Source organism: Streptomyces sp. NPDC031121 (assembly GCF_055570615.1).
This window is the reverse complement of record NZ_JBVIGV010000001.1, coordinates 470,044-493,911: the sequence shown is the minus strand read 5'-3', so window position 1 is coordinate 493,911 and position 23,868 is coordinate 470,044. Positions and strand designations below refer to the sequence as shown.

At 75.3% G+C, this 23,868-nt stretch carries 15 protein-coding genes; 6 read left to right on the top strand and 9 right to left on the bottom strand.

The window, feature by feature from the left end; genetic code table 11:
• The first annotated feature begins 94 nt into the window (after positions 1–94).
• Positions 95–871 carry a protein phosphatase 2C domain-containing protein gene (locus ACZ462_RS02325; protein WP_467807745.1) on the top strand — a complete coding sequence of 259 codons (777 nt, stop codon included), beginning with the start codon at positions 95–97 and terminating at the stop codon, positions 869–871.
• Positions 872–949: 78 nt separating this feature from the next.
• On the opposite strand, the gene ACZ462_RS02320 is transcribed toward ACZ462_RS02325, so the two are convergent.
• Together ACZ462_RS02320 and lon are read right to left on the bottom strand one after the other, a co-directional pair.
• On the bottom strand, positions 950–1,393 hold the full coding sequence (locus ACZ462_RS02320) for a MarR family winged helix-turn-helix transcriptional regulator (protein WP_467807746.1): 444 nt from the start codon (positions 1,391–1,393) through the stop codon (positions 950–952).
• Between the two features lie 124 nt (positions 1,394–1,517).
• Positions 1,518–3,923 carry an endopeptidase La gene (lon, locus tag ACZ462_RS02315; protein ID WP_467807747.1) on the bottom strand — a complete coding sequence of 802 codons (2,406 nt, stop codon included), beginning with the start codon at positions 3,921–3,923 and terminating at the stop codon, positions 1,518–1,520.
• A 164-nt stretch (positions 3,924–4,087) separates the two neighbouring features.
• Here lon and ACZ462_RS02310 point away from each other — a divergent pair, with 164 nt between their 5' ends.
• A complete protein-coding gene (locus ACZ462_RS02310; protein WP_467807749.1) occupies positions 4,088–4,594 on the top strand; it encodes a YfbM family protein in 507 nt (168 codons plus the stop codon).
• A gap of 35 nt (positions 4,595–4,629) precedes the next feature.
• Here ACZ462_RS02310 and ACZ462_RS02305 read toward each other — a convergent pair whose 3' ends face one another.
• Positions 4,630–6,039 (bottom strand): glycosyltransferase family 39 protein, encoded by a 1,410-nt coding sequence (locus tag ACZ462_RS02305; protein ID WP_467807750.1) that lies wholly within the window; start codon positions 6,037–6,039, stop codon positions 4,630–4,632.
• Positions 6,040–6,081: 42 nt separating this feature from the next.
• Here ACZ462_RS02305 and ACZ462_RS02300 point away from each other — a divergent pair, with 42 nt between their 5' ends.
• The 4 genes from ACZ462_RS02300 to ACZ462_RS02285 all read left to right on the top strand — a co-directional run bounded on the left by ACZ462_RS02300 (position 6,082) and on the right by ACZ462_RS02285 (position 12,921).
• A complete protein-coding gene (locus ACZ462_RS02300) occupies positions 6,082–6,612 on the top strand; it encodes a hypothetical protein (protein ID WP_467807751.1) in 531 nt (176 codons plus the stop codon).
• Between the two features lie 298 nt (positions 6,613–6,910).
• On the top strand, positions 6,911–7,654 hold the full coding sequence (locus tag ACZ462_RS02295) for a response regulator transcription factor (protein ID WP_365508157.1): 744 nt from the start codon (positions 6,911–6,913) through the stop codon (positions 7,652–7,654).
• Between the two features lie 104 nt (positions 7,655–7,758).
• Positions 7,759–8,811: a HAMP domain-containing sensor histidine kinase gene (locus ACZ462_RS02290; RefSeq protein WP_467807797.1), complete on the top strand. Its 1,053-nt coding sequence runs from the start codon at positions 7,759–7,761 to the stop codon at positions 8,809–8,811.
• Between the two features lie 258 nt (positions 8,812–9,069).
• Positions 9,070–12,921, top strand: a complete 3,852-nt coding sequence (locus tag ACZ462_RS02285) for a multifunctional oxoglutarate decarboxylase/oxoglutarate dehydrogenase thiamine pyrophosphate-binding subunit/dihydrolipoyllysine-residue succinyltransferase subunit (RefSeq protein ID WP_467807752.1) — start codon at positions 9,070–9,072, stop codon at positions 12,919–12,921.
• Between the two features lie 413 nt (positions 12,922–13,334).
• Here the strand turns inward: ACZ462_RS02285 and fxsT are convergent, their stop codons facing one another.
• From fxsT to ACZ462_RS02255, 6 genes are all read right to left on the bottom strand, one after another.
• Positions 13,335–16,337: an FxSxx-COOH system tetratricopeptide repeat protein gene (gene fxsT / locus ACZ462_RS02280; protein WP_467807753.1), complete on the bottom strand. Its 3,003-nt coding sequence runs from the start codon at positions 16,335–16,337 to the stop codon at positions 13,335–13,337.
• Positions 16,338–16,401: 64 nt separating this feature from the next.
• Complete coding sequence (locus tag ACZ462_RS02275) at positions 16,402–17,664, bottom strand: HEXXH motif domain-containing protein (RefSeq protein WP_467807754.1); 1,263 nt, start codon at positions 17,662–17,664, stop codon at positions 16,402–16,404.
• Positions 17,661–18,986 carry an FxsB family cyclophane-forming radical SAM/SPASM peptide maturase gene (locus ACZ462_RS02270; RefSeq protein WP_467807755.1) on the bottom strand — a complete coding sequence of 442 codons (1,326 nt, stop codon included), beginning with the start codon at positions 18,984–18,986 and terminating at the stop codon, positions 17,661–17,663. The genes ACZ462_RS02275 and ACZ462_RS02270 overlap by 4 nt, the downstream gene beginning before the upstream one ends.
• 146 nt (positions 18,987–19,132) lie before the next feature.
• On the bottom strand, positions 19,133–19,513 hold the full coding sequence (gene fxsA, locus ACZ462_RS02265) for an FxSxx-COOH cyclophane-containing RiPP peptide (protein ID WP_467807756.1): 381 nt from the start codon (positions 19,511–19,513) through the stop codon (positions 19,133–19,135).
• A gap of 140 nt (positions 19,514–19,653) precedes the next feature.
• On the bottom strand, positions 19,654–22,848 hold the full coding sequence (locus ACZ462_RS02260) for an SAV_2336 N-terminal domain-related protein (protein ID WP_467807757.1): 3,195 nt from the start codon (positions 22,846–22,848) through the stop codon (positions 19,654–19,656).
• Between the two features lie 4 nt (positions 22,849–22,852).
• Positions 22,853–23,863: an AAA family ATPase gene (locus ACZ462_RS02255; protein WP_467807758.1), complete on the bottom strand. Its 1,011-nt coding sequence runs from the start codon at positions 23,861–23,863 to the stop codon at positions 22,853–22,855.
• Between the last annotated feature and the right edge of the window lie 5 nt (positions 23,864–23,868).

Sequence of the window (23,868 nt, the reverse complement as noted above, 5' to 3'; positions counted from 1 at the left end):
GCGGCACGGCAGCCGGATGCCACCGCCCGCTCTGGTACGGACTTTTCGGCGCGGGGCGGCCCCGCGAGGGGGCGGCGGTGGGCAGAATGCCCGTATGCGCATCGACCTCGCCACGGCCCCCGGAGACCCGGAACGCCCCAACGAGGACTGGCTATCAGCCGCTACACCCGCCGCGGGGGGCGGCGTACTCGTCGCCCTGGACGGGGTCACGCCGCCCGCCGGCGACACGGGCTGCTCGCACGGAGTCCCGTGGTTCACGGCCCGCCTGGGGGGCCGATTGACCGAACTGTCCGGTTCGCGGCGGGACATGCCCCTGGCCCGGATCCTGGCGGAGTCGATCCGCGCGACGGCCGACGCCCACCGGGAGACGTGTGACCTTTCTCACGTACGCACCCCGCAGGCCACGGTGGTGGTCGTCCGCTGGGACGCGGAGGGGGTGGAGCACCTCGTGCTGTCGGACTCGGTGCTGCTGCTGGAGGCCCCGGACGGGGCGGTGTCGGCGGTGCTCGACGACCGGCTGGACCGGATCCCGCGCGCGGCGCTGCGGACGCGGGAGTCGGCGGACGCTCTGCGGAACGCGGAGGGCGGCTTCTTCACGGCGGCCGCGGACCCGGCGGTGGCCGCCCGGGCGGTGGCCGGGCGCACGCCGCGGGAGGAAGTGCGGTCGCTGGCGGTGCTGACCGACGGGGCGAGCCGGTGGACAGACACGTTCGGGGAGGGCGACTGGGCGCAGTGCCTGGCGGTGCTGCGCAAGGAGGGGGCGCAGGGGCTGATCGGGCGGGTGCGCGCCCTGGAGTCGGACCCGGACCGCCGCGGCCGGGCCCGCGGCAAGCGGCACGACGACGCGTCGGCGGCGTACGCGGAGCTGTAGGCGGGGCCGTCGGAGCCGAAGGCCCTCGGCCCCGAGGTCAGGCCCCGCCCCTGTTGGCACTGGCCCTGGCCCTGGCTCTCAGCAGTCCTCGCCCTGGTTGAGCTGGTTCAGCAGCCGGGCCAGCTCCGCGACCTCGCCGCGGTCCCAGTCGGCCAGCTTGCGCATGTACCGCTCGCGGCGGGCGCCGCGCACCTTCAGGAACCGCTCGCGGCCCTCCTCGGTGAGCCCGACGAGGAACGCGCGGCCGTCCGCGGGGTCCGGTTCGCGGGCCACCAGCCCGAGGACCTCCAGGGCGCGCAGCTGGCGGCTCATGGTGGCCTTGCCGACGCCGAAGTAGGCGGCGAGTTCGGTGGCCCGCTGGCGGCCGGCCGCCTCCAGGCGTACGAGCAGCCCGTACGCGGCGGGCTCCAGTTCGGGGTGGAGGGCGCGGGCCATCTCGCCGGAGGAGGCGCGGGCCCGCCGGAGGAAGACGGACAGTTCCCGCTCCAGGGCGAGGAACTCCTGGTCTTCGCTGCCGTGCACGTGCCGCTCCTGTCCGTGTGTCCGCACTGCTGTGCCGAGGGGCACCAGTATTTCGCAGCGCTCGCGGGCGCGGCCCGGGACCCCGCCGGAACGGGATCCCGGGCCGTGCCGGCCGGTGCCGGGGTCAGGCCGCCGCGGGGACGGCCGGCGCGGCGGCGTCCGCCGGGGACAGCGCCAGCTCCAGCACCTGGCGCACGTCGGTCACCGGGTGCACCTGGAGCCGCTCCAGCACCTCGGCGGGCACGTCGTCCAGGTCGGCCTCGTTCCGCTTGGGGATGATGACGGTGGTCAGGCCGGCGCGGTGCGCGGCGAGCAGCTTCTGCTTGACGCCGCCGATCGGCAGGACCCGGCCGGTGAGGGAGACCTCGCCGGTCATCGCCACGTCGGTACGGACCTGCCGGCCGGACAGCAGCGAGGCCAGGGCGGTCGTCATCGTGATGCCGGCGCTCGGCCCGTCCTTGGGGACGGCCCCCGCCGGGAAGTGGATGTGCACGCCCCGGTCCTTCAGGTCGGCGACGGGGAGTTCCAGCTCCGCGCCGTGCGAGCGGAGGAAGCTGAGCGCGATCTGCGCGGACTCCTTCATGACGTCGCCGAGCTGCCCGGTCAGGGTCAGCCCGGCCGCGCCGGTCTCCGGGTCGGCGAGGGACGCCTCGACGAACAGGACGTCCCCGCCGGCGCCGGTCACGGCCAGGCCGGTGGCCACGCCGGGGACGGCGGTGCGCCGCTCGGCGGGGTCCTGCGCGGACTCCGGGACGTGGTGCGGGCGCCCGATGAGCCCGCGCAGGTCGTCGGCGCCGACGTGCAGGGGCAGGTCCCGCTCGCCCAGCTCGTGCTGGGCGGCCGCCTTGCGCAGCAGGCGGGCGATCGAGCGCTCCAGGGTGCGCACGCCCGCCTCGCGGGTGTACTCGCCGGCCAGCTTGCGCAGGGCGGAGTCCTCCAGGACGACCTCGTCCGCGGCGAGGCCGGCGCGCTCCAGCTGGCGGGGCACCAGGTGGTCGCGGGCGATGACGATCTTCTCGTCCTCGGTGTAGCCGTCGAGGCGGACCAGCTCCATGCGGTCGGCGAGGGCCTCGGGGATGGCCTCCAGGACGTTGGCGGTGGCGAGGAAGACGACGTCGCTGAGGTCGAGTTCGACCTCCAGGTAGTGGTCGCGGAAGGTGTGGTTCTGCGCCGGGTCGAGCACTTCGAGGAGGGCGGCGGCGGGGTCGCCGCGGAAGTCGGAGCCGAGCTTGTCGATCTCGTCGAGGAGGACGACGGGGTTCATGGACCCGGCCTCCTTGACCGCGCGGACGATGCGGCCGGGCAGCGCGCCGACGTACGTGCGGCGGTGGCCGCGGATCTCGGCCTCGTCCCGGACGCCGCCGAGGGCGACGCGGACGAACTTGCGGCCCATGGCGTGCGCGACGGACTCGCCGAGGGAGGTCTTGCCGACGCCGGGCGGGCCGACGAGGGCGAGGACGGCTCCGCCGCGGCGGCCGCCGACGACGCCCATCCCCCGGTCGGAGCGGCGCTTGCGGACGGCGAGGTACTCGGTGATGCGGTCCTTGACGTCGGCGAGGCCTGAGTGCTCGGCGTCCAGGACGGCGCGGGCGCCGCGGATGTCGTAGGCGTCCTCGGTGCGCTCGCTCCAGGGGAGTTCGAGGACGGTGTCCAGCCAGGTGCGGATCCAGGAGCCCTCCGGGGACTGGTCGCTGGCCCGCTCCAGCTTGTCGACCTCCTTGAGCGCGGCCTCGCGGACCTTCTCCGGAAGGTCGGCGGCCTCGACGCGGGCTCGGTAGTCGTCGGACTCCTCGCCCTCCTTCTCGCCGTTCAGCTCGCGGAGCTCCTTGCGGACGGCGTCGAGCTGGCGGCGCAGCAGGAACTCGCGCTGCTGCCTGTCGACGCCGTCCTGGACGTCCTTGGCGATGGACTCGGCTACGTCCTGCTCGGCAAGGTGGTCGCGCAGCCAGGCGATGGCGAGCCGGAGGCGGGCGACGGGGTCCGCGGTCTCCAGCAGCTCCACCTTCTGGGCAACGGTCAGGAACGGCGAGTAGCCGGAGTTGTCGGCGAGCGCCGAGACGCCCTCGATCTGCTGGATGCGGTCCACGACCTGCCAGGCGCCCCGCTTCTTGAGCCAGCTGGTGGCGAGGGCCTTGTACTCCTTGACCAGCTCGGTGACGGCGCCGGGCAGCGGGTCGGCGAGCCGCTCGTCGACGCTCTCCCCCTCGACCCACAGGGCCGCGCCGGGGCCGGTGGTGCCGGCGCCGATGCGGACACGGCCGACGCCGCGGATGAGGGCGCCGGGATCGCCGTCGGCGAGGCGGCCCACCTGCTCGACGGTCCCGAGCACACCGGTGCCGGCGTACCTGCCGTCGACCCGCGGGACGAGCAGCACCCGCGGCTTCCCACTGCCGCCCGCCGCCTGCGCGGCCTCGACGGCACCCCGCACCTCGGCGTCGGACAGGTCCAGCGGGACGACCATTCCGGGCAGCACGACCTCGTCGTCGAGCGGCAGCACGGGCAGGGTGAGCGTTACGGACGTCGAAGCCATGATCTTCCTTCCGGCAGTCAAGTTGAGCTACACCGACTCAATGGATATGCGCGGGTTGATGTTCCCCAACAGGCGTTCGCCTGGGGCGAACGGGGTGGGTGGGTGGCCGGAGGTGGGGTCAGAGGTGGGGCGGCGCTGTCGGTGGTGCGGCTTAGCCTCCGGGCATGGGCATGATCGGGATGTACGTGCGGTTGCGGCCGGCCGAGTTTCGGCGGGCGCTGCGCGAGCCGGAGTGGGCGCGGGAGCTCGCGGAGGGGCTGGCCGAGGCGGAGTGGGGGGCGTCGTCTGCGGAGTCGGTGCCGGGGCGGTGTCACAGCACCGACAAGGCGTGGCACGCGTTGTCGGTGCTGCTGGACCGGATCGGCTTCCCGGTCGACGTCGTGTACGGCGACGCCGCCGTGCCCGGCGCTCCGCACTGGGGGTACGGGCCGCCACGGCACCTCGCGCCGGACCGCGTCGCCGCGGCCGCCGAGGCCCTCGCGGCCACGCCGCCCGAAGTGCTCGTCGAGGGGGTCACCGCGCGGGCCCTGGCCGCGGAGGAGGTGTATCCGGCCGCGGTGTGGGAGCGGGGGGAACCGCTGGATTGGGTGCTGGACCACTACCGGGAGCTGGAGCGCTTCTTCCGGGACGCCGCCCGGGAGGGGGACGGGATGCTCGTATGGGTGGCGTGACAGGGGGCGGGGCGGCGGGTGTTCCGGGCAGCCGGTTACGGGCACGTGCCGCGGCGGGCGTGAACGGTGAGGCGGGCGCCGTGGAGTTGCGTCACCGAGCAGAGGTCGAAGTGGGCGGCCAGGACCTCCCGTTTCACCGCCTCCCGCGGGTAGGGGTCCAGCGGCTGGCCCTCCGGGTCGGTGAGGGCCACCACCCGCGGTGACGCCAGCAGCCGGGCCCGGATCTCCTCCGGCGGCAGTTCCGTGCCCCACAGGGTCGCCGAGGCGGCGGGGGTGCGCTCCAGGGCCAGGTCGGTCAGGGTGCCGTACACACCGGGCGAGGACAGCAGCCACTCGCGGCGCCGGGCCGGCATGAACAGCACCGGGTCGCCGGGGCGGGCCTGCTCGCGTACGGCGGCCGCGACGGCGAGGGCGTCGTCCTTGCGGCTCTCGGGGGTCCGCAGCCACACCGACCAGCAGACGGCGGGTACGAGCAGGGCGGCGACCGGCACCCACGGCAGCGGGCCGCGCGCCGCGGCGAGGCGGGCCCCGGCGGCCAGGGCCGGTCCGGCGAGGGAGTAGAGGACGTACCGGTCGACGTACCAGGGGTGGACGAGGGAGACCGTCAGGAGCAGTCCCGGCGGGAGCAGCGCGAGCGGCACGGCGACCCGGGTGAGGCGGTCCGGCAGGGCGCCGCGCCGGGCGAGCAGCCACACGGCCGCGGTGACGGCCGTGTACGCCGCCCAGTCGTGCCACTTCGGCCGGCCGAGCCAGCCCAGCTGCTGCTCGGCCTGCCGGGCGCTGACCGCGGCGAGCGGCAGGAGGAGTACGAGCACGGCGGCGGCGCTGCGCCGCCAGCCCCGCGAGCGGCGGGCGGTGACGGCGTGCGCGGCCAGGGCGAGGACCGCGAACTCGTGCAGCCAGCAGCCGAGGAGCATGACCGCCCCGTACGCCGCCCAGCGCTCGCGCAGCATCAGGTACGTGGCCCAGGCGACGGCTGCGGCGACCAGCGCGTACGAGCGGCCCTCCTGGGCGTACGCCTGCACGGGCGGCAGCAGCGCGTAGACGGCCCCGGCGAGGAGGCCGGCCCGCTCTCCGGCGAGGCGGCGGCCGACCGCGGCGACGCCGGCGGCGGCGAGGGCGGTCGCGGCGACGGAGGGGAGCCGCAGCATCCACAGGCCGCCGTCGAGTGCCGCGTCCGGCCCGGTGCCGGAGACCCGGAAGAGGGTGTGCACCAGCAGGTAGTAGAGGCCGTGCACCGCGTCGACCTGCCCGAGAAGGTCCCACAGCCCGGCGGGCGGCCGGTGCGCGACCTGCCAGGTGACGGACTCGTCCCGCCACATGCTGCCCGCGCGCGCCAGCCCCCACAGGCCGAGGGCGAGGGCGAGCAGCGGCGGCAGTGCGCGCCGGGCGGCGGTGCGGATGCGGTCCTCCGGTGGGTTCCGTGGGAACGGTGCGCCGTCCATACTCGGGGGTCGGCCGACCGAGGGGTCCTGCGGGGGGTGGGTGTGCGCGCACGGAGAGTGGTGGGGGCGGCGGGAGCGCTGGCCTGGGTAGCGGTGGTGTCGGCCGGGTGCAGCCCGGCGCCCGGGGACGGCCCGTCGGCCGCGCCGGCGGGCGCGCCGCCCGCGACGGCCGCTCCTTCCACGCCGCCTGCGTCATCCGACGCCGCCCCGGCACCGGCCGCGCCCTCCTCGACCGCCGAGCGGCTGGTGGCGGTGACCCGCAGCGGCGGCTACGCCGGGAAGACGACCAGCCTGCTGGTGAAGGGCGACGGCTCGTGGGTACGCCTGGACGGCAAGGGCCGGCCGGCGGGCTCGGGCCGGCTCTCGCCGGAGGGCCTGGCGGAGTTGCGCGCCGCACTCGCCGCGGCGGACTTCCCGCGGCTGCCGCGGGTCTCGACGGCCGGCGGGACCGTCTTCGACGGGTTCACGTACGCGTTCGTGCACGCGGGACGCGAGGTGGCGACCGCCGACGGCTCCGTTCCGGCAGGGCTGCAACCCGTCCTGGACGCCCTTCCCCCCTTCGAGGCCGACTGAGCGCGGTCGACGTGCCCGCGGCCGCGAACCCCGGGCGGGAACCCGTCCCCCTGGCCGTTCCCCCGGGACGCCCTGCCCGCACCACACCCACCAGGCCCGGCCACCCCACCGCACACCCGCACCCGCCGAACCCCGGCCCCGGCCGCCCCCGCGGCATCCGGCATCCCCCGCCATATCCCCATTCCGACCGCAATCGGAATCAACAATTCCGGTGGTTTCGCTGTCTGAACCCCGCATAGCCGCAGGCCGGTGGCTCCTCTACGCTGCACCCCATCACGCGGATCTCCAGGGGCGGGACATGGAACAGACACACACCACCCACACCGGCGGCGCCGCGGCCACCCCAGGCGCACAGCGGCGCGTGCTCGTGGTCGAGGACGACCGCACCATCGCCGACGCCATCACGGCGCGGCTGCGCGCCGAGGGCTTCCAGGTGCAGGCGGCGTACGACGGCCCGGCCGCCGTGGCGTCCGCCGAGAGCTGGCTGCCCGAACTGCTGGTGCTGGACGTGATGCTGCCAGGCTTCGACGGCCTGGAGGTCTGCCGCCGGGTCCAGGCGCAGCGGCCCGTGCCCGTGCTCATGCTGACCGCGCGGGACGACGAGACCGACATGCTGGTCGGGCTCGGCGTCGGCGCCGACGACTACATGACGAAGCCCTTCTCGATGCGCGAGCTGGCCGCCCGGGTGCACGTCCTGCTGCGCCGCGTGGAGCGGGCCACGCTCGCCGCGCACGCGCCGCGCGGGGCCACGCTGCGGCTGGGGGACCTGGAGATCGACCACGCCCAGCGCCGGGTGCGGGTGCAGGCGGAGGACGTCCACCTGACGCCGACCGAGTTCGACCTGCTGGTGTGCCTGGCCGGGACGCCGCGGGCGGTCCTCTCCCGGGAGCAGCTGCTGGCCGAGGTGTGGGACTGGGCCGACGCTTCCGGGACCCGTACCGTCGACAGCCACATCAAGGCCCTGCGGCGGAAGATCGGGGCCGAGCGGATCCGCACCGTGCACGGCGTCGGGTACGCCCTGGAGACCCCGGCGCAGGCGTGAACGGCGGCCGCCCCGGCAGGACGCGCGGCGCCGGCCGCTCCCACGGCCCCGGACACCGACCCGGCCCACGCCCGGGACCCGGTCCGGGTGCCCACGGCGAGGGGCTGCGGCCCTTCTCGCCGTTCTCGATCAAGACGAAGCTCGGGACGCTGGTCGTGGTCTCCGTGTTCATCACGACGGGGCTGCTGCTGGTGGCCCTGCGCACGGACACCGAGCTGCGGTTCATCACGGTCTTCTCGGTGATCGCCTCGATGCTGATCACCCAGTTCGTCGCGCACGGCCTGACGGCCCCGCTGGACGACATGACGCGGGTGGCGCGGGCGATCTCGCACGGGGACTTCACGCGCCGGGTGCGCGGGGCGGGCCGCCGCGACGAGCTGGGCGACCTGGCCTCCACGATCAACCTGATGGCGGACGACCTGGAGGCGGTGGACCGGCACCGCCGGGAGCTCGTCGCCAACGTCTCGCACGAGCTGCGCACACCGATCGCGGCGCTGCGGGCGGTGCTGGAGAACGTGGTGGACGGGGTCTCGGAGGCCGACCCGGAGACCATGCGGACCGCGCTGAAGCAGACGGAGCGCCTGGGCCGGCTGGTCGAGACGCTGCTGGACCTGTCCCGCGTGGACAACGGCGTGGTCCCGCTGCGGGCGCGCCGCTTCGAGGTGTGGCCGTATCTGTCGGGGGTGCTCAAGGAGGCGGGGCTGGCGGCGGCCGGCCGGCCGGGCCTGGCCTCCGGCTCGGGCGGGCACACCCGCAACGACGTCCACCTGCACCTGGACGTGTTCCCGTCCGGGCTGACGGCGTACGCGGACGCGGAGCGGCTGCACCAGGTGGTCGCCAACCTGATCGACAACGCGGTCAGGCACAGCCCCGCCCTGGGGCGGGTCACCGTCCGCGCCCGCGCCGGGGAGGCCCCCGGGAGCCTCGCGCTGGAGGTGGTCGACGAGGGGCCGGGGATCCCGGAGGCCGAGCGGCACCGGGTCTTCGAGCGGTTCAACCGGGGCAGCGCGAACAGCGGCGACGGCGGGACGGGGCTGGGGCTGGCGATCGCCCGCTGGGCGGTCGAGCTGCACGGCGGCCGGATCGGGGTGGCCGAATCGGCTCGGGGCTGCCGGATCCTCGTCACTCTTCCGGGCAGCCCGCAGGCGCCGCATTGACGTAGGGTTCGACCGGGAAGGACATGATCTCGGCCACACGTGCCCGGGGTCCGTCAGGGGTGCGAAGCCAGGGGGTCGCAACCCGGTTGCCGCATACCCGAACCAGGCTCGTTTCCCGCCATTCCGGGCTCCGAAACCCGCCGTTCGGTGTGACCTACATGACGTAAGTCCCGCCCGGCCTGCATCTCCCCGCCCGGGAGGCGTAGCCTTTATTCCCGCTGTCCATACCTTGTGAAGCGGAAGAGGGCGGTTGCCGCCGTGTCGCCACAGTCCCCCAGTAACTCGAGCACGACGACCGAAGCAGCAGAGGGCGGGAAGTCCCCTGCCTCAGGCTTCGGCGCCAATGAGTGGCTCGTCGACGAGATCTACCAGCAGTACCTCCAGGACCCGAACTCGGTCGACCGGGCCTGGTGGGACTTCTTCGCCGACTACAAGCCGGGGGGCGCGAGCGCTCCCGCCAAGGCCGAAGAGCCGGTGAGTACCCCGACGACGGATGGCGCCTCCGCACAGGCCTCCACCGCCGTCACCGCGCAGGCCTCCGACGCCGCCGCCACGGGGGCGGCGAGCGCCGCGCCCGCCTCCGCCGCCGCACCCGCGCCTGTGTCAGCTCCTGCCCCTGCTCCTGCCTCCCCCTCTGGTGCCCCTGCTGTGACTGTCACCTCCCAGGCCCCGGCCGCCGCTCCGGCCGCGCCCGCCGCTCCCGCCGCCCCGAAGGCCGCGCCCGCCACCGAGGCCCCGGCGGGCCCCGAGCTGGTGACGCTCCGCGGCCCGGCCGCCGCGGTCGCGAAGAACATGAACGCCTCCCTGGACGTGCCGACCGCGACCTCCGTGCGCGCCGTCCCGGTGAAGCTCCTGTTCGACAACCGGATCGTCATCAACAACCACCTCAAGCGCGCCCGGGGCGGGAAGATCTCCTTCACCCACCTCATCGGCTACGCGATGGTGCAGGCCATCAAGGCCATGCCGTCGATGAACTACTCCTTCGCGGAGAAGGACGGCAAGCCGACCCTCGTCAAGCCGGAGCACGTCAACTTCGGCCTGGCCATCGACCTGGTCAAGCCCAACGGCGACCGCCAGCTCGTCGTCGCCGGCATCAAGAAGGCCGAGACCCTCGACTTCTTCGAGTTCTGGCAGGCCTACGAGGACATCGTCCGCCGCGCCCGCGTCGGCAAGCTGACGATGGACGACTTCACCGGCGTCACGGTCTCCCTGACCAACCCCGGCGGCCTCGGCACCGTCCACTCCGTGCCGCGCCTGATGCCCGGACAGTCCGTCATCATGGGCGTCGGCTCGATGGACTACCCGGCCGAGTTCCAGGGCACCTCGCAGGACACCCTGAACAAGCTGGGCGTCTCCAAGGTCATGACCCTGACCTCGACCTACGACCACCGGGTCATCCAGGGTGCGGCCTCCGGCGAGTTCCTGCGGATCGTCGCCAACCTGCTGCTCGGCGAGAACGGCTTCTACGACGACGTCTTCGAGGCGCTGCGGATCCCGTACGAGCCGGTCCGCTGGATGCGCGACATCGACGCCAGCCACGACGACGACGTCACCAAGGCCGCCCGCGTCTTCGAGCTGATCCACTCCTACCGGGTCCGCGGCCACGTCATGGCCGACACCGACCCGCTGGAGTACAAGCAGCGCAAGCACCCCGACCTGGACATCACCGAGCACGGCCTCACCCTGTGGGACCTGGAGCGCGAGTTCGCCGTCGGCGGCTTCGCCGGCAAGTCGATGATGAAGCTGCGCGACATCCTCGGCGTGCTGCGCGACTCGTACTGCCGCACCACCGGCGTCGAGTTCATGCACATCCAGGACCCGAAGCAGCGCCGCTGGATCCAGGACCGCATCGAGCGCCCGCACTCCAAGCCGGAGCGCGAGGAGCAGCTGCGGATCCTGCGCCGCCTGAACGCGGCCGAGGCGTTCGAGACGTTCCTGCAGACCAAGTACGTCGGCCAGAAGCGGTTCTCGCTGGAGGGCGGCGAGTCCGTCATCCCGCTGCTCGACGCGGTCATCGACTCCGCGGCCGAGGCCCGCCTCGAAGAGGTCGTCATCGGCATGGCCCACCGCGGCCGCCTGAACGTCCTCGCCAACATCGTCGGCAAGTCGTACGCGCAGATCTTCCGCGAGTTCGAGGGCAACCTCGACCCGAAGTCGATGCACGGCTCCGGCGACGTGAAGTACCACCTGGGCGCCGAGGGCACCTTCACGGGCCTGGACGGCGAGCAGATCAAGGTCTCGCTCGTCGCGAACCCCTCCCACCTGGAGGCCGTCGACCCGGTCCTGGAGGGCGTCGCGCGCGCCAAGCAGGACATCATCAACAAGGGCGGCACGGACTTCACCGTCCTGCCCGTCGCGCTGCACGGCGACGCGGCGTTCGCCGGCCAGGGCGTCGTCGCCGAGACGCTGAACATGTCGCAGCTGCGCGGCTACCGCACCGGCGGCACCGTCCACGTCGTCATCAACAACCAGGTCGGCTTCACCGCCGCCCCGGAGTCCTCGCGCTCCTCGATGTACGCGACCGACGTGGCCCGCATGATCGAGGCGCCGATCTTCCACGTGAACGGCGACGACCCGGAGGCCGTGGTCCGCGTGGCGCGGCTCGCCTTCGAGTTCCGCCAGGCGTTCAACAAGGACGTGGTCATCGACCTCATCTGCTACCGGCGCCGGGGCCACAACGAGTCGGACAACCCGGCGTTCACGCAGCCGCTGATGTACGACCTGATCGACAAGAAGCGCTCGGTGCGCAAGCTGTACACCGAGTCCCTGATCGGCCGCGGCGACATCACGCTGGAAGAGGCCGAGCAGGCGCTGCAGGACTTCCAGGGCCAGCTGGAGAAGGTCTTCGCGGAGGTCCGCGAGGCCGCCGCGCAGCCCGCGACCGGCATCCCGGGCACCGCGGAGCGCGCCGAGTTCCCGGTGGCCGTGAACACGGCGGTCTCCCCGGAGGTCGTCAAGCGGATCGCCGAGTCCCAGGTCAACATCCCCGACGCCCACACCGTCCACCCGCGTCTGCTGCCGCAGCTCCAGCGCCGCGCGGCGATGATCGACGACGGCACCATCGACTGGGGCATGGGCGAGACCCTCGCCTTCGGCTCCCTGCTGATGGAGGGAACCCCGGTCCGGCTGTCCGGCCAGGACTCCCGCCGCGGCACCTTCGGCCAGCGCCACGCGGTGCTGATCGACCGGGAGACCGGCGAGGACTACACCCCGCTCCAGCACCTGGCCGACGACCAGGCCCGCTTCAACGTCTACGACTCGCTGCTGTCCGAGTACGCGGCGATGGGCTTCGAGTACGGCTACTCGCTGGCCCGCCCGGACGCGCTGGTGCTGTGGGAGGCCCAGTTCGGCGACTTCGTCAACGGCGCGCAGACCGTCGTCGACGAGTTCATCTCCTCCGCCGAGCAGAAGTGGGGCCAGACCTCCGGCGTCACCCTGCTCCTGCCGCACGGCTACGAGGGCCAGGGCCCGGACCACTCCTCGGCCCGCCCCGAGCGGTTCCTGCAGCTGTGCGCGCAGAACAACATGACGGTCGCCATGCCGACGCTGCCGTCGAACTACTTCCACCTGCTGCGCTGGCAGGTCCACAACCCGCACCACAAGCCGCTCATCGTCTTCACCCCGAAGTCGATGCTGCGCCTGAAGGCGGCGGCGTCGAAGGCCGAGGAGTTCACCAGCGGCTCGTTCCGCCCGGTGATCGGCGACTCGTCGGTGGACCCGAACGCGGTCCGCAAGGTCGTGTTCTGCGCGGGCAAGGTCTACTACGACCTGGAGGCCGAGCGGGTCAAGCGCGGCGACACCGAGACCGCCATCATCCGCATCGAGCGCCTGTACCCGCTGCCGGGTGCGGAGCTCCAGGCCGAGATCGCCAAGTTCCCGAACGCGGCGAAGTACATCTGGGCCCAGGAGGAGCCGGCGAACCAGGGTGCCTGGCCGTTCATCGCGCTCAACCTGATCGACCACCTGGACCTGGCGGTCGGCGCCGACATCCCGGCGGGCGAGCGCCTGCGCCGCATCTCGCGGCCGCACTCCTCCTCCCCGGCGGTCGGCTCGGCCAAGCGCCACCAGGCGGAGCAGCAGCAGCTGATCAACGAGGTGTTCGAGGCGTAGGCCCCGGACCCCGTACGGCCGAAGGCCCGGACCCCGGCGTTCCCGGGGGCCGGGCCTTCGGCCGTATCCGCCGGCCCGCCCCCCGTCGCACCCGCTGCCCTGCAGGTGCAGCCGCGGCGGGGCGGGCGGCGGTTCGGCTACTGCCAGCCGAAGTCGTTGTTCGGCAGGCCCGCGCCGGCGTTCTGCCAGCCGAAGTCCTGCTTCGGGAGGGCGGCGGGCGGAGACGCTGCGGGCGCCGGAGTCCCCACCGGGGAGGGCGGCGAGGGAGGAGCCGACCTTCCGGCAGGGGTACGGGTGGACGGATCCGGCCCCGCATCCCGCGGTGACGTGGCGCCGGTTCTTCCTACGCGGCGTTGTTCGGGGAACAGCCCCGAGGCTGGGAGGCCGGACCCGCTTCCCGCCCGCCGGGGTGGCTACGGCTGGGGCTCGAAGTCCCAGTACGGGCGCATCTGCTGGCGGGCGGAAACGGTGTGGACGTGCTGGGGGCCCAGGGTGCGGGTGAGGGCCCGCAGGCCCGCGTCCTCGTGCTTCTGGGCCTCCGCGTCCTCCCGCACCGACCGCAGGTCGGCGGCGAGGGCGATCTGCGCGCTCAGCGTCATCGGGTGGTCCGGGCCCAGTACCTGCTCGCAGCTGCGCAGGGTTTCGCGGGCGAGTTCCAGGGCGTCGTGGAGCCGGCCGGTGATGTTGCGGTGCCCGGTGGCGTTGAGGGCGCAGCCCAGCGTCCACGGGTGGCGCTCGCCGACGGCGCCGCGCATGCCGACCAGGGCCTGCTCGGCGAGGTTCAGCGCCTCGACGCGCTCGCCCTGGGCGCGCAGGACGAGGGCGAGGTTGCCGACCGTGCCGATGCTGTACGGGTGGGCGAGGCCGAGCTGGGTCTGGTAGCCGCGGACGACCTCCTCGGAGATCCGCCGGGCCTCGCCGATGTCGCCGTACTCGCGCAGGTAGGTGGCGTAGTCGGAGGCGACCATCAGGGTCCAGGGGAACTCGGCGCCGAAGACGCGCGTGGAGCGCTCCAGGACGCTGCGCAGCCGGGCCCCTGCGCCGGGGATGTCGCCGGAGCGGCGCAGGCACATGCCGAGGTTGTGCTCGGCGCGCAGCGTCTGCGGATGGTTGGGGCCGAGGACCTGCAGGTGGAGTTTGAGGCCCTGCTCCTGGCGGGCGAGGGCCTCGCGGTAGCGGCCCATGAGGCGCAGTCCCATGGCGCAGCCGATTCCGGAGGAGAGGGTGGCGATGTGCCGGACGCGCAGGACGCGTTCGCGGCGGCGCAGGGTGTCCAGGTCGGTTTCGTACGCCTCCTGGTAGCGGCCCAGGAGGCGCAGGACGACGGCGACGTTGTTCTCGGCGTTGAGGGTGGTGGAGTCGTCCTCGCCGAGGAGTTCGCGGTAGCGGGCGAAGGCGTGCTCCAGCAGGTCGCGGGCCTGCTCGAACTTGGCGGTGCCGAGGAGGACGCCGGCGTAGGTGCTGGTGGCGCGGAGCGTCTCCAGGTCGCGGTCGCCGCGTTCGGCGAGCATGCGGTCCGCGACGGACTTGGCGAGGACCTCGGCCCGTTTGAAGTGGCCGAGCATGCGCAGGGCGCCGCCGTAGTGGTAGCTGAGTTCGCGGACCTGGTCGTGGTCGTCGCCGAGCATGGCCCGCCACTCGTGGTCGGTCTGCTCGGCCAGGCGCAGGCAGGTGCGGTACTCGCCGGCGAGCATGAGGTAGCGCAGGCAGTTCAGCAGGAAGTTCTGGATCCGCGGGTTGGTGCTGGTCAGGACGCCGGCGCTCTCCAGGTGGGGGATCAGCTCGGCGAAGCGGGGCCACAGCCGGGAGTCGGAGGGCCGGCCGGGGTCGGCGGCGGCGAGGACCTGGCGGACCGCGCGGGCGAGGGGCCGGGCCTCCTCCTCGGAGAGGTTCTCGCGGACGATGCCGTGGACCATGCGGTGGAGTTGGACGGTCTCCAGGCCGCCGCCCTCCTCGACGGCGAGGTCCGAGTACTCCAGGCGGACGACGGAGAACTGGACGAGCTTGTTCAGGGCGGCGTTCCAGCGGATCTGGTCGTTGATGAGCCCGGCGAGCTGCTCCGGCGCGTCGTCGACGGGGAACTCGCGCAGCAGCCGCAGCGGGACGGGGCCCGGCGCGAAGAACACGAACAGGCGCAGCAGGGCGAGCGCGTCGGGGAAGTTCTCGCGGACGTTGTTGAGGAGTATGGCGAGGGCGGTGGGGAAGGGCAGCGGGTAGTCGTCGGAGACGGTGACGGCCTCGTGGGAGTCCAGGCGGCGGCGCAGCAGCCCCAGGTAGTCGCCGACGGTCAGCGGGGAGTCCGCGAGCCAGCCGGCGGTCTGGTCGAGGGCGAGCGGGTAGTCCTCCAGCGCCTCGGCGAGCTGGTCGGCCTCCTCGCCGGTGAGCCGGTGGGCGCGGCGGCGGATGAAGGTGATCGACTCGGGCCGGGCGTAGAGGGGGACCTCGACGAGGCTGGTGTGCCGGGAGGCCCATTCGCGGTTGCGGGAGGTGATGATGACGTCGCCGGCGCCGGAGGGCAGCAGGTCGGTGAGGTCGTCGGGGTTGTCGCAGCCGTCGAAGACGATCAGCCAGCGGTTGTACGGGGTCCCGCGCCGCAGCGCCTCCAGGACGGCCCGGATCTGCTCGCCGTAGCTGCCGGAGCCGCGCGGGAGGCCCAGTTCGGGGGCGAGGTCGGCGAGGCGTTCGCGGAGCGTGGGCCGGTCCTCGGCGGGGACCCACCAGACGACGTCGTACTCGGAGGCGAAGCGGTAGGCGTACTCGGTGGCGACCTGGGTCTTGCCGACGCCGGAGAGGCCGAGGAGGGTGACGATGGAGGCGCCGGGCGGGGCTTCGGCGAGGGCGGCGCGGAGCCTGCCGATGACGTCGTTGCGGCCGGTGAAGCGGGGGTTGCGGCGGGGGACGCGGCCCCAGATCTCGGGCGGGTCGTTGGGGAAGCGGGGGCCGCGGCGGCCGGTCTCGGTGCCGACGCGGTCGGTGGGCAGCTCCAGGCGGCGCAGGACGCGGTACTCGGCCTCGTACGCGTCGAGGCCCCACAGGTCGGTCTTCTCCAGCACGGCGACGGCGCTGGGCAGCGGGGCGTCGGTGAGGCAGACGGCGGCGAACCGGCCGGGGTGGTGGTCGTGGGCGGCCCGCAGGGCGGTGTTCCACTCCTGCTCGGTGTGGGTGCCGGCGGAGAAGTAGCGTTCGCTGAGCACGAGGAGGACGCGGCTGCCGCTGCGGGCGAGGTCGTCGAGGGCGTGGGTGAGGCCGCCGGAGGACTGGGGGTCCCAGCGCTGGAGGGCGACGCGGTGGCCGTGCTCCTCCAGCCGGTGCGCGATCCACACGGCCCAGGGCCGGTTGAACCCCGCGAAGCTGATGACGAAGCGCTGCGGCCGCGCGGGGGCCGGGTCGCGCTCCTGCCGAATACCGGTGGTCATGCGGCCGTCTCCCTGGAATCCGGGCGGTGGACGGGGTTGAAAAGGTACCGCAGCCGACGACCCGTCAGCCCTCGGCGTACGGGGCGAGTTCGGGGTGTTGCGCGTACCAGGCGCGGCGGGCCCGGTCCACGGCGCGGCGGGCGGCGGCGTACCGGTCGCCGGGCGGCGGCAGCTCGTCCATGGCGCGCTCCGCCTCGGCCATCGCGGCGGTGAACTCGCGTCCCGCGATGGTGAGTCGCGGGTGGGCGCGCAGCTCGGGCAGGACGGCCGCGACCTGGGCGCGGATGCGGGCGTGGCGGGCCCAGGCGCCGCGGGCACCGTAGAGGGCGGCGCGCTGCCAGTAGCCGGCGAGGGCCAGGTGGGCGTACGTGCCGTGCAGGAGGCCCTCCAGCGGGCGCGGGTCGGTGCGCCAGGGGGCCCAGTGCCGCGGGGCGCGGTCGGCGGTGTGCAGGGGGAGGACGTCGGCGAGGGCGGTCAGTTTGCCGTGCTGGACCTCGTGGACGAGCGTGGCGGCCAGGGCGGGCGGGGCCTGGGCGCGGGCGAGGACGGAGCCGGCGGCGGCGGGCAGGGTGGCGCCGTGGGAGCGGGATCCGCCGGCCAGCGGGACGACGGAGCGCAGCAGGAGGGCGGCTTCCTCGGCGCGGGCGGTGTCGTAGCGCTCCAGGAGGGTGAGGGCGCCGGTCCACTGGGTGTCCCAGCGTTTGTGGCCTTTGGGGGTGAGGCGGCGGGCGGCGCGGACGGGCGCGGGGCGGGTGTGGCCCGGGGCGCGGTAGGGGTCGAGGTCGTCGAGGCTGGTGCGGCCGTCGGGGAGGGTGTGCAGCGGGAGGACGGCGGGGTCGTCGGGGTCCCATGAGCGCTCGGTGAGGGCGAGGGGGCCGGGCCGGGGCGGGCGGAGCACGCCGAGGGTGGGCAGGGCGAGGCGGCCGCCCGCGGGCCGCAGGACGGCCTTGAAGGCGATGCCGGCGCGCAGGGCGGCCGCGGTGGCGAGGGCGCCGAGGTGGGCGAGGTCGGGCGGCGGGCCGGCCGGGTCGTGGAGGCGGCGCAGGGTCTCCTCGGCCCAGACGCCGGCGGCGGGGTAGTGCAGGACGTCGTGGACGGCGTCGGGGGCGTGCCGTTCGGCCTCCTCCAGCAGGGCCCAGTGGTCGGCGGCCTCGCCGCCGCGGCCGCCGCGGGAGGCGGCGGCGTCGAGGATGGCCCGGAGCAGGACGAGCCGCTTGGAGCGGCGGACGTCGGCGACGAGGCGGCTGCCTTCGGCGGAGGGCTCGGTGGAGGCGAGGGCGCGCAGGGTCGCCGAGGGGACGGTGAGGGTGCTCAGCGGGCCGGTCACGAGGCGGCCGCCCGGGTGGATACGGGTGCCGGGGCGGCGGCGCGGCCGGGCGGCGGCGGGGTGCCGCGGCCGGGTGCGGCGGCGCCTTCGGCGGCGCGGTGCAGGGCGGCGGCGATGTGCCGGATGAGGGCCTGGAGGTCGGCGCAGTAGACGGAGGGGTTGCGGAAGCCTTCGCCGGAGCGGTAGCGGTGCGGGTAGTGGCCGCCGCCGCAGACCTCGACCAGCTCGCAGGAGCGGCATTCGTCGGCGAGGGCGTCGAGGCCGAGCTGCCGGGCGGCGAGGCCGGGGTGGTCGAGCAGGTCGTCGAAGCGGTGGGTGTCCAGGGACATGCCGGTGGCGGCGGCGCCTTCGTAGGCGGACTTCAGGGAGTCGGCCTGTTCGAGGGTGCCGTCGGTCTCGATCACGGCGGTGGCGGCGGGGGCCAGGCCGAGGGTCTCGGTGGCCGCGGGGAGGCCGAGCAGCAGGGCGATGATCTCCTCGAAGGTGCGGATGCGGGTGCGCAGGGCGTCCGCCTGCCACCAGCGGTCGAAGACGGCGATGAGCCAGTCGGCGTACGGCGTGCGGTGCGGGGCGCTGCCGGGCGGCGGGGTGCTCCGGTTGGCGAGCGGCAGCAGCAGCCCGATGCCGGGCGGGTCGAAGGCGAGCAGGGACTCGTACGTGCGGACCGGGTCGTGGGCGAGGTCGACGACGCACAGGACGCCCGCGTACTGCTCCGGGTGGCGGGCGAGCAGGCGCAGGCCGCGGGCGGCGGCGCCGAACCCGGGCCGGCCGGCGTGGTCGACGCGGCGGGCGTTGTGCTCGGGCAGTCCGCCGTCGAGGCTGACGCCGACGCGGATCCCGGCGGCGGCGAGGGCGGCGAGCCGGCCGCGGGTGAGCAGGGTGCCGTTGGTCTGGACGGTCGCGGTGACGCGGGTCCCGGGGGACGCGGTGCGCAGGGCGGCCCGGACGGCGTCGACGGGGGCGGCCAGTTCGGCGGGGGCGGTCAGCAGGGGTTCGCCTCCGTGCAGGACCAGGTCGACGCGGGTCAGGGCGTGGGCGGCGGCGTGTTCGGCGATGCGTGCGGCGGCGCGGGCCGCGGTCGCGCGGGACATGGCGGCGGGCCGGTCGCGCCAGCTCTGGTCGGCCATCTCGTAGACGTAGCAGTAGGTGCAGGCCAGGTTGCAGCGGCTGCGCGTCTTGAGCACGAACTGCCGGATGGGGTGCGGGCGGTGGCCGGCGGCGCGCAGCGCCGGCACGTCGAGCCGGGTGTACGGCCAGGGGGCGCGGGCCCGGTGCGCGGACAGCGCGGACGGCGCCGCCCGGCTCCCGTCGGCATGGCTCACCGCAGGCACCTCCCTCCCCGGCCGCCGTGCGGGCACCCCGGCGGACGGTTGCATCCCTGCCCTGGGTTCGGCACGCGCTAACGGCGGAAACGGGACAACTCCGGGTGCGCTGCGTGGTGTTGGCGATGCGGTGCGTGAGCGGGCGCTCAGCTGGCGCCCGAGTCGAAGGCGTTGAGGATCTCGGCCGGGTGGGTGACGCGGTCGACCAGGCCCTCGATGACGCGGGCGAGGACGGGGTGGTCGATGCCGCGGAGGGCGGCGAGGTCGTAGCCGGACAGGTCGGGCAGCCCCGCCGGGCAGCGCCGCGCGCCGGCGGCGGCTGCGGGACCGGCCGGGGCGGCGGCCGGGGCGGTCGTCGGGGCGGCGGCCGGGGCGGTCGGGCCCGCGGGACCCGCGGGGCCCGCGGCGGGCGCCGGGCGCGGGGGCGGCAACGGCTGCGGGGCCGGTGCGGGCCGGCGGGTCGGGCTCCCCGCGGCGGGGCCCGCCGCCGGATCCGCCGCCGGACCCGCCCCCGGGTGTCCCGCCACTTCCGTCCGTGCATTCTGCTGCCGAATCGCCATGGGCTGCCCGTCCCCCTGCTGGTTCGCCGTGTCCGTCGGGTGCGCTGTCCGTTCGCTGCCGCCGTTCGCTGCCGTCCCGACCTCCGGGTCCGGTGCCTCGCGGGGTGTCACAGCCCGGCCTCCAGGGTGCGGACGCGGGAGCCGAGCGCCTCCCGACGTTCCGCGGCCTCCTCGCCGAGCCGCCGCCACAGCTCCAGGGCCGAGCGGTAGGCGTCGAGCGCGGCCCGGGGCCGGGCCAGCCGCTCCAGCACCTCGCCCCGCAGCTCCTGGACCCGGGCGGCCAGCTCGACGGCCACTTCGCGCCGCTCGGCGCGGTCGCCGTCCAGGGCGGCCCGCCAGGCCCGCCGGTAGGAGTCCGCCGCCCGGTCGAGGCGGTCCAGGGCCCGGGTGTGGGCATGGATCTCCTGCTGGACGTCTCCGTGCTCCCGCCAGGCCCTCGCCTGCTCCAGGGGGCTGCGGCTCTGCCGGACCGCCAGCTCCAGCAGGTACTCGGCCTCCCTCAGGTCCACCACATCGCCCTCGTAGCCGTGCCGCAGCCGCAGCCCCTCGGCGAGCCGCACCAGGCGCTGCGCGGACCGGCCGTCGGACTGCGGGACCGCGGCCCGGCTGTCGCGGAGCACGCGTACGGCCGCCGAGGCGAAGTGCCGGCCGCCCGCGGCACGGGCCCGCTCCAGCAGGGCCTCGCCCCACTCGGGCAGCAGCTCCCCGTAGGCCTCGCCGTCCCGCGGGATCAGCCGCCGGGCCCTGCCGTAGGCGTCGGCGGCCTGCTCCAGGGCCTCGGGGTCGGCGTCCCGGGCGTACCGGGCCCGGTGCACCCTGGCCCGGCAGACGAGAGCGGCCAGGCGGAGTTCGGGGTCGCCGCCGTCCGGCTCGGCGAGCACGAGGTCGAGGTGTCCGGCGGCCTCTTCGAGCCGGGCGGGCAGGTAGCGCAGGACGGTGGCGAGGTCGACGCGCAGCCGCGCCGCCTCGGCCGCGGCGGGCTCGGGGGGCGCCCCGGCCGTGTCCCCGGGACTCCCGCCGGCGGCGGTGCGGGGCAGGGCCGAGGCCAGGTGCCCGGCGGCCTCCTCGGCCAGCGCGGTCCGCTCGGCCGCGTCGCCGAGGCGGGGCAGCAGCGCCAGCAGGACCCGCCCGAGGGCGGGCCGCAGCACCCGGCCGGGGGCCTGGCCGGCGAGGACCTCCAGTGCGGCCCGCGCCTCCCGCAGCGCCCCGGGGTCGTCGCGCAGGTCGGCGATCCGGACGAGGGCCTGCACCCGCCGCAGGACGCAGTCCAGCCGCAGCCGCGGGTCGGCGGCGAGGGCGGCCGCGGCGGCGAACTCCAGCTCGGCGGCGTCCAGCAGTTCGGCGTCCGGGCGTTCGGCGAGGGCCCGCTCGTACAGGACCCGGCCGAGGAGGGCGCGGGCGGGCGCCGCGGCGAGCCCGCGCACGGCCTGTTCGGCCTCGGCGAGCAGCTCGGGGTCGCGCTGGCGCGCCCACAGCCGCAGCAGCACCTCGGCCAGCTCGCACTCCGCCTCGCCGTCGGCGTCCCCCGGCCCGGCGGGCGCCGCGACGGCGCGCCGCAGGACGGCGGCGGCTTCGTACAGGCCGCGCTCGGCGCCGCCGTCCGCGTCGTGCGCGGCGAGCCGGTCGCGGGCGGTGCGCACGGCCCAGGACCGCCGGGGCGGCGGTGCGGGCGGCTCCCGGTCGGCGGCGTCGTCCGGTACGGCCGGGCCGGGCAGGTAGCGGCGTACGACGCGGGCGGAGACCTCGGCGAAGGCCTGGGGCAGCCGCCCGGCGGGGACGCGCCCCTCCGGGTCGTCCTCGACGGCGGGCTCCCCGGTGAGCTGGGCGACGGCCAGGGCGGGGAAGTTGCGCACACCGCGCCCGAAGTGCGCGAGGACGTACTCGGAGCAGTGCTTGAGCACGAGCGCGGCGTCGTCCCGGCCGAGCGGCCCGAGCAGCACGTCCTGCACGCCGGGGGTGAACTCGTACCACTGGCCGGCGTCGGGGCCGCGCCGCAGCAGCCCGCTGAGCAGGACTTCCGCGAGGTCGGAGGGCTCGGAGTCGGGCAGCATGGTCCGCTGGACGAGCCGCATGACGGGCAGCGTCAGCGGCGCGGCCGACAGGTAGACGGCGAGCTGGACGGCGCGCGGCGAGGCGGCGGAGCGGAAGCGGCGCACCAGCTCCTCCGGCGGCCGCACCGCCCGCGGCGGGGGGACGGGCGCGGCGGGGTGGTCGGCGAGGACGCGGCCCACCTCGGCGGGGACGGGCCCGGGCCCGAGACCGGCGACGAGGCGGGCCCAGGCGCCGAGGGCGGTGGCGTTCGGCGGCAGGACGGGCACGGTGAGCCCGCCGCCGGGCCTGCCGTGGCGCGGCGGCCGGTCGGGCCGGAAGCGGAGCCGGCCGGCGCCGCCCTCGGTCCGCGCGAGGGTGCCCCGCTCGGTCGGCAGCCAGCTGCGGTTCCACAGCCGCTGCGGCAGCGGCTGGACGACGGCGCAGGGGGTGCACTCGGCCCAGCGGTGCAGCAGCCGCTGCGCCTCGCCCTCCCGCCACAGGGCGCCGGCGCAGTCGGAGACGACCATGGTGAGGGCGCGGCCGCTGGGGTCGCGGAGCTGGTCGCCGGAGCGCAGCCGGCTGCCGGGGGCGGGCCCGCGGCCGAGGGCGGCCCGGCCGTCGGCGAGCCGGTGCAGGTAGTGGACCTGGACGTCGCGGAAGGCGCCGAGGCGTTCGCAGACGGTGCGGAGCTCCTCGAACATGTCCTGCCAGACGGCCATGGAAGGGGAGGCGTCCATCACCAGCCGGACGGTGGCCTCGCGGCGGCTCTCGGGCCGCAGGACGGGGATGACGAGGCCGAGGGCGCGGGCGCTTGCCTCGGCGGTGGCCGGCTCGTCGAGGACCATCCGGGCCGGCGGGCCGGGCGGGCGGTGCCGCTGGAGGGAGCGCAGGGCGCGCTGGATGTCGAGGATGCGGGGCAGGGCGGCCGCGCCGGGGACGCGTACGGGCACGCCGGTGCCGGCGGGCAGGCCGGCGGCCTCCTCGGCGGCGGCGCCGGTGACGCGGGCGGCGTAGAACCGCACCGGGTCCTCGATGCCGGGGTCCGGTGGCGGGGGCTCCTCCTGCGGCGGCGGGGCCTCGCGGGGGCCGGGGCGGCGCAGGAGCAGCGGTGCGGGCGGGCCGGCGGGCGGGCCGGGCGGGCCGATGCGGCCGGCCAGCCAGAGGGCGTCGGCCAGCTCCTCGGCGGAGGGGTCGAGTCCGGCGGCCCGCAGCAGCCGTGCCAGGTCCCGGATGGCGGGGGGTGACGGGAGCGGTTGCTCGGCGGTGGGCATGGTCTCACCTCGGGCGGTCGAGGCGCTGGATGAGGAGGTCGGCGAGGTCTTCACGGGTCGGGGGGGCGGCGTAGTGGGTGAGGTAGATGGCGTTCAGGAGCTGGTCGGCGGCGACGAGTTCGGACTGGGAGCGGCTGAGGAACTCGCGGATGAGGTCGGCTCCGAGGCGGGCGGCGTCCTCGCCGAGGTGGGCGCGGACCATGGTGGCGAGGCGCTTCTCGCCGGGCTGGCCGAGCTTGAGCTGGATGCAGCGGCGCAGCAGGGCGGCGGGGAAGTCCCGTTCGCCGTTGCTGGTCAGGATGATGAAGGGGAAGGCCCGGCAGCGGACGCGGCCGTCGCGGACGGCGACCTTCGCGCCGTCGTCGGTGAGGACGTGCACCTCGGGCTCGGTCTCGGCGACGCGTTCGAGTTCGGGCAGGGTGAACTCGCCTTCCTCCAGGACGTTGAGGAGGTCGTTGGGGAGGTCGATGTCGCTCTTGTCGAGTTCGTCGATGAGCAGGACGCGGGGGCGGAGGGTGGGCAGCAGGGCGGTGCCGAGCGGCCCGAGCCGGATGTACTTGCCGATGCCGGGGGCGCCGCCGGGGTCGCCGCCGCCGGCGGCGATCTGGACGTCCTGGAGGCGGGCGATGGCGTCGTAGCGGTAGAGGCCCTCCTGGAGGGTGGTCCGCGAGACGACCGGCCAGCGCAGGACCCGGCCGAGTTTCAGCTCGTGGGCGACGGCGTGCGCGAGGGTGGACTTGCCGGTGCCCGGGTAGCCGGTGACGAGGAGCGGACGGCGCAGGTAGAGGGCCGCGTTGATGGCCTCCAGCTCCTCCGGTTCGGGCCGGTGGAGTTCGGCGGCCTGCCGGTGGGCGCCGAGTCGCCGGGCGACGTTGCCGTCGGCGGACCGGGACGACGGCGGCGGGTCGACGGCGGGCCCGCCGTCGAAGTCCCGCCAGGGCGGCGGTTCGGGCAGGACGTCGATGCCGTCGTGTGGCTCGCCGACGCCCCGGTAGATCAGCCATTCCTCGTTCACGTCTG

Excerpts from the sequence above, each read along its gene's own strand:
- ACZ462_RS02325 (WP_467807745.1), top strand. The coding sequence starts at position 95 with ATGCGCATCGACCTCGCCACGGCCCCCGGAGACCCGGAACGCCCCAAC.
- lon (WP_467807747.1), bottom strand. The coding sequence starts at position 3,923 with ATGGCTTCGACGTCCGTAACGCTCACCCTGCCCGTGCTGCCGCTCGAC.
- ACZ462_RS02310 (WP_467807749.1), top strand. The coding sequence starts at position 4,088 with ATGGGCATGATCGGGATGTACGTGCGGTTGCGGCCGGCCGAGTTTCGG.
- ACZ462_RS02305 (WP_467807750.1), bottom strand. The coding sequence starts at position 6,039 with ATGGACGGCGCACCGTTCCCACGGAACCCACCGGAGGACCGCATCCGC.
- ACZ462_RS02295 (WP_365508157.1), top strand. The coding sequence starts at position 6,911 with ATGGAACAGACACACACCACCCACACCGGCGGCGCCGCGGCCACCCCA.
- fxsT (WP_467807753.1), bottom strand. The coding sequence starts at position 16,337 with ATGACCACCGGTATTCGGCAGGAGCGCGACCCGGCCCCCGCGCGGCCG.
- ACZ462_RS02260 (WP_467807757.1), bottom strand. The coding sequence starts at position 22,848 with ATGCCCACCGCCGAGCAACCGCTCCCGTCACCCCCCGCCATCCGGGAC.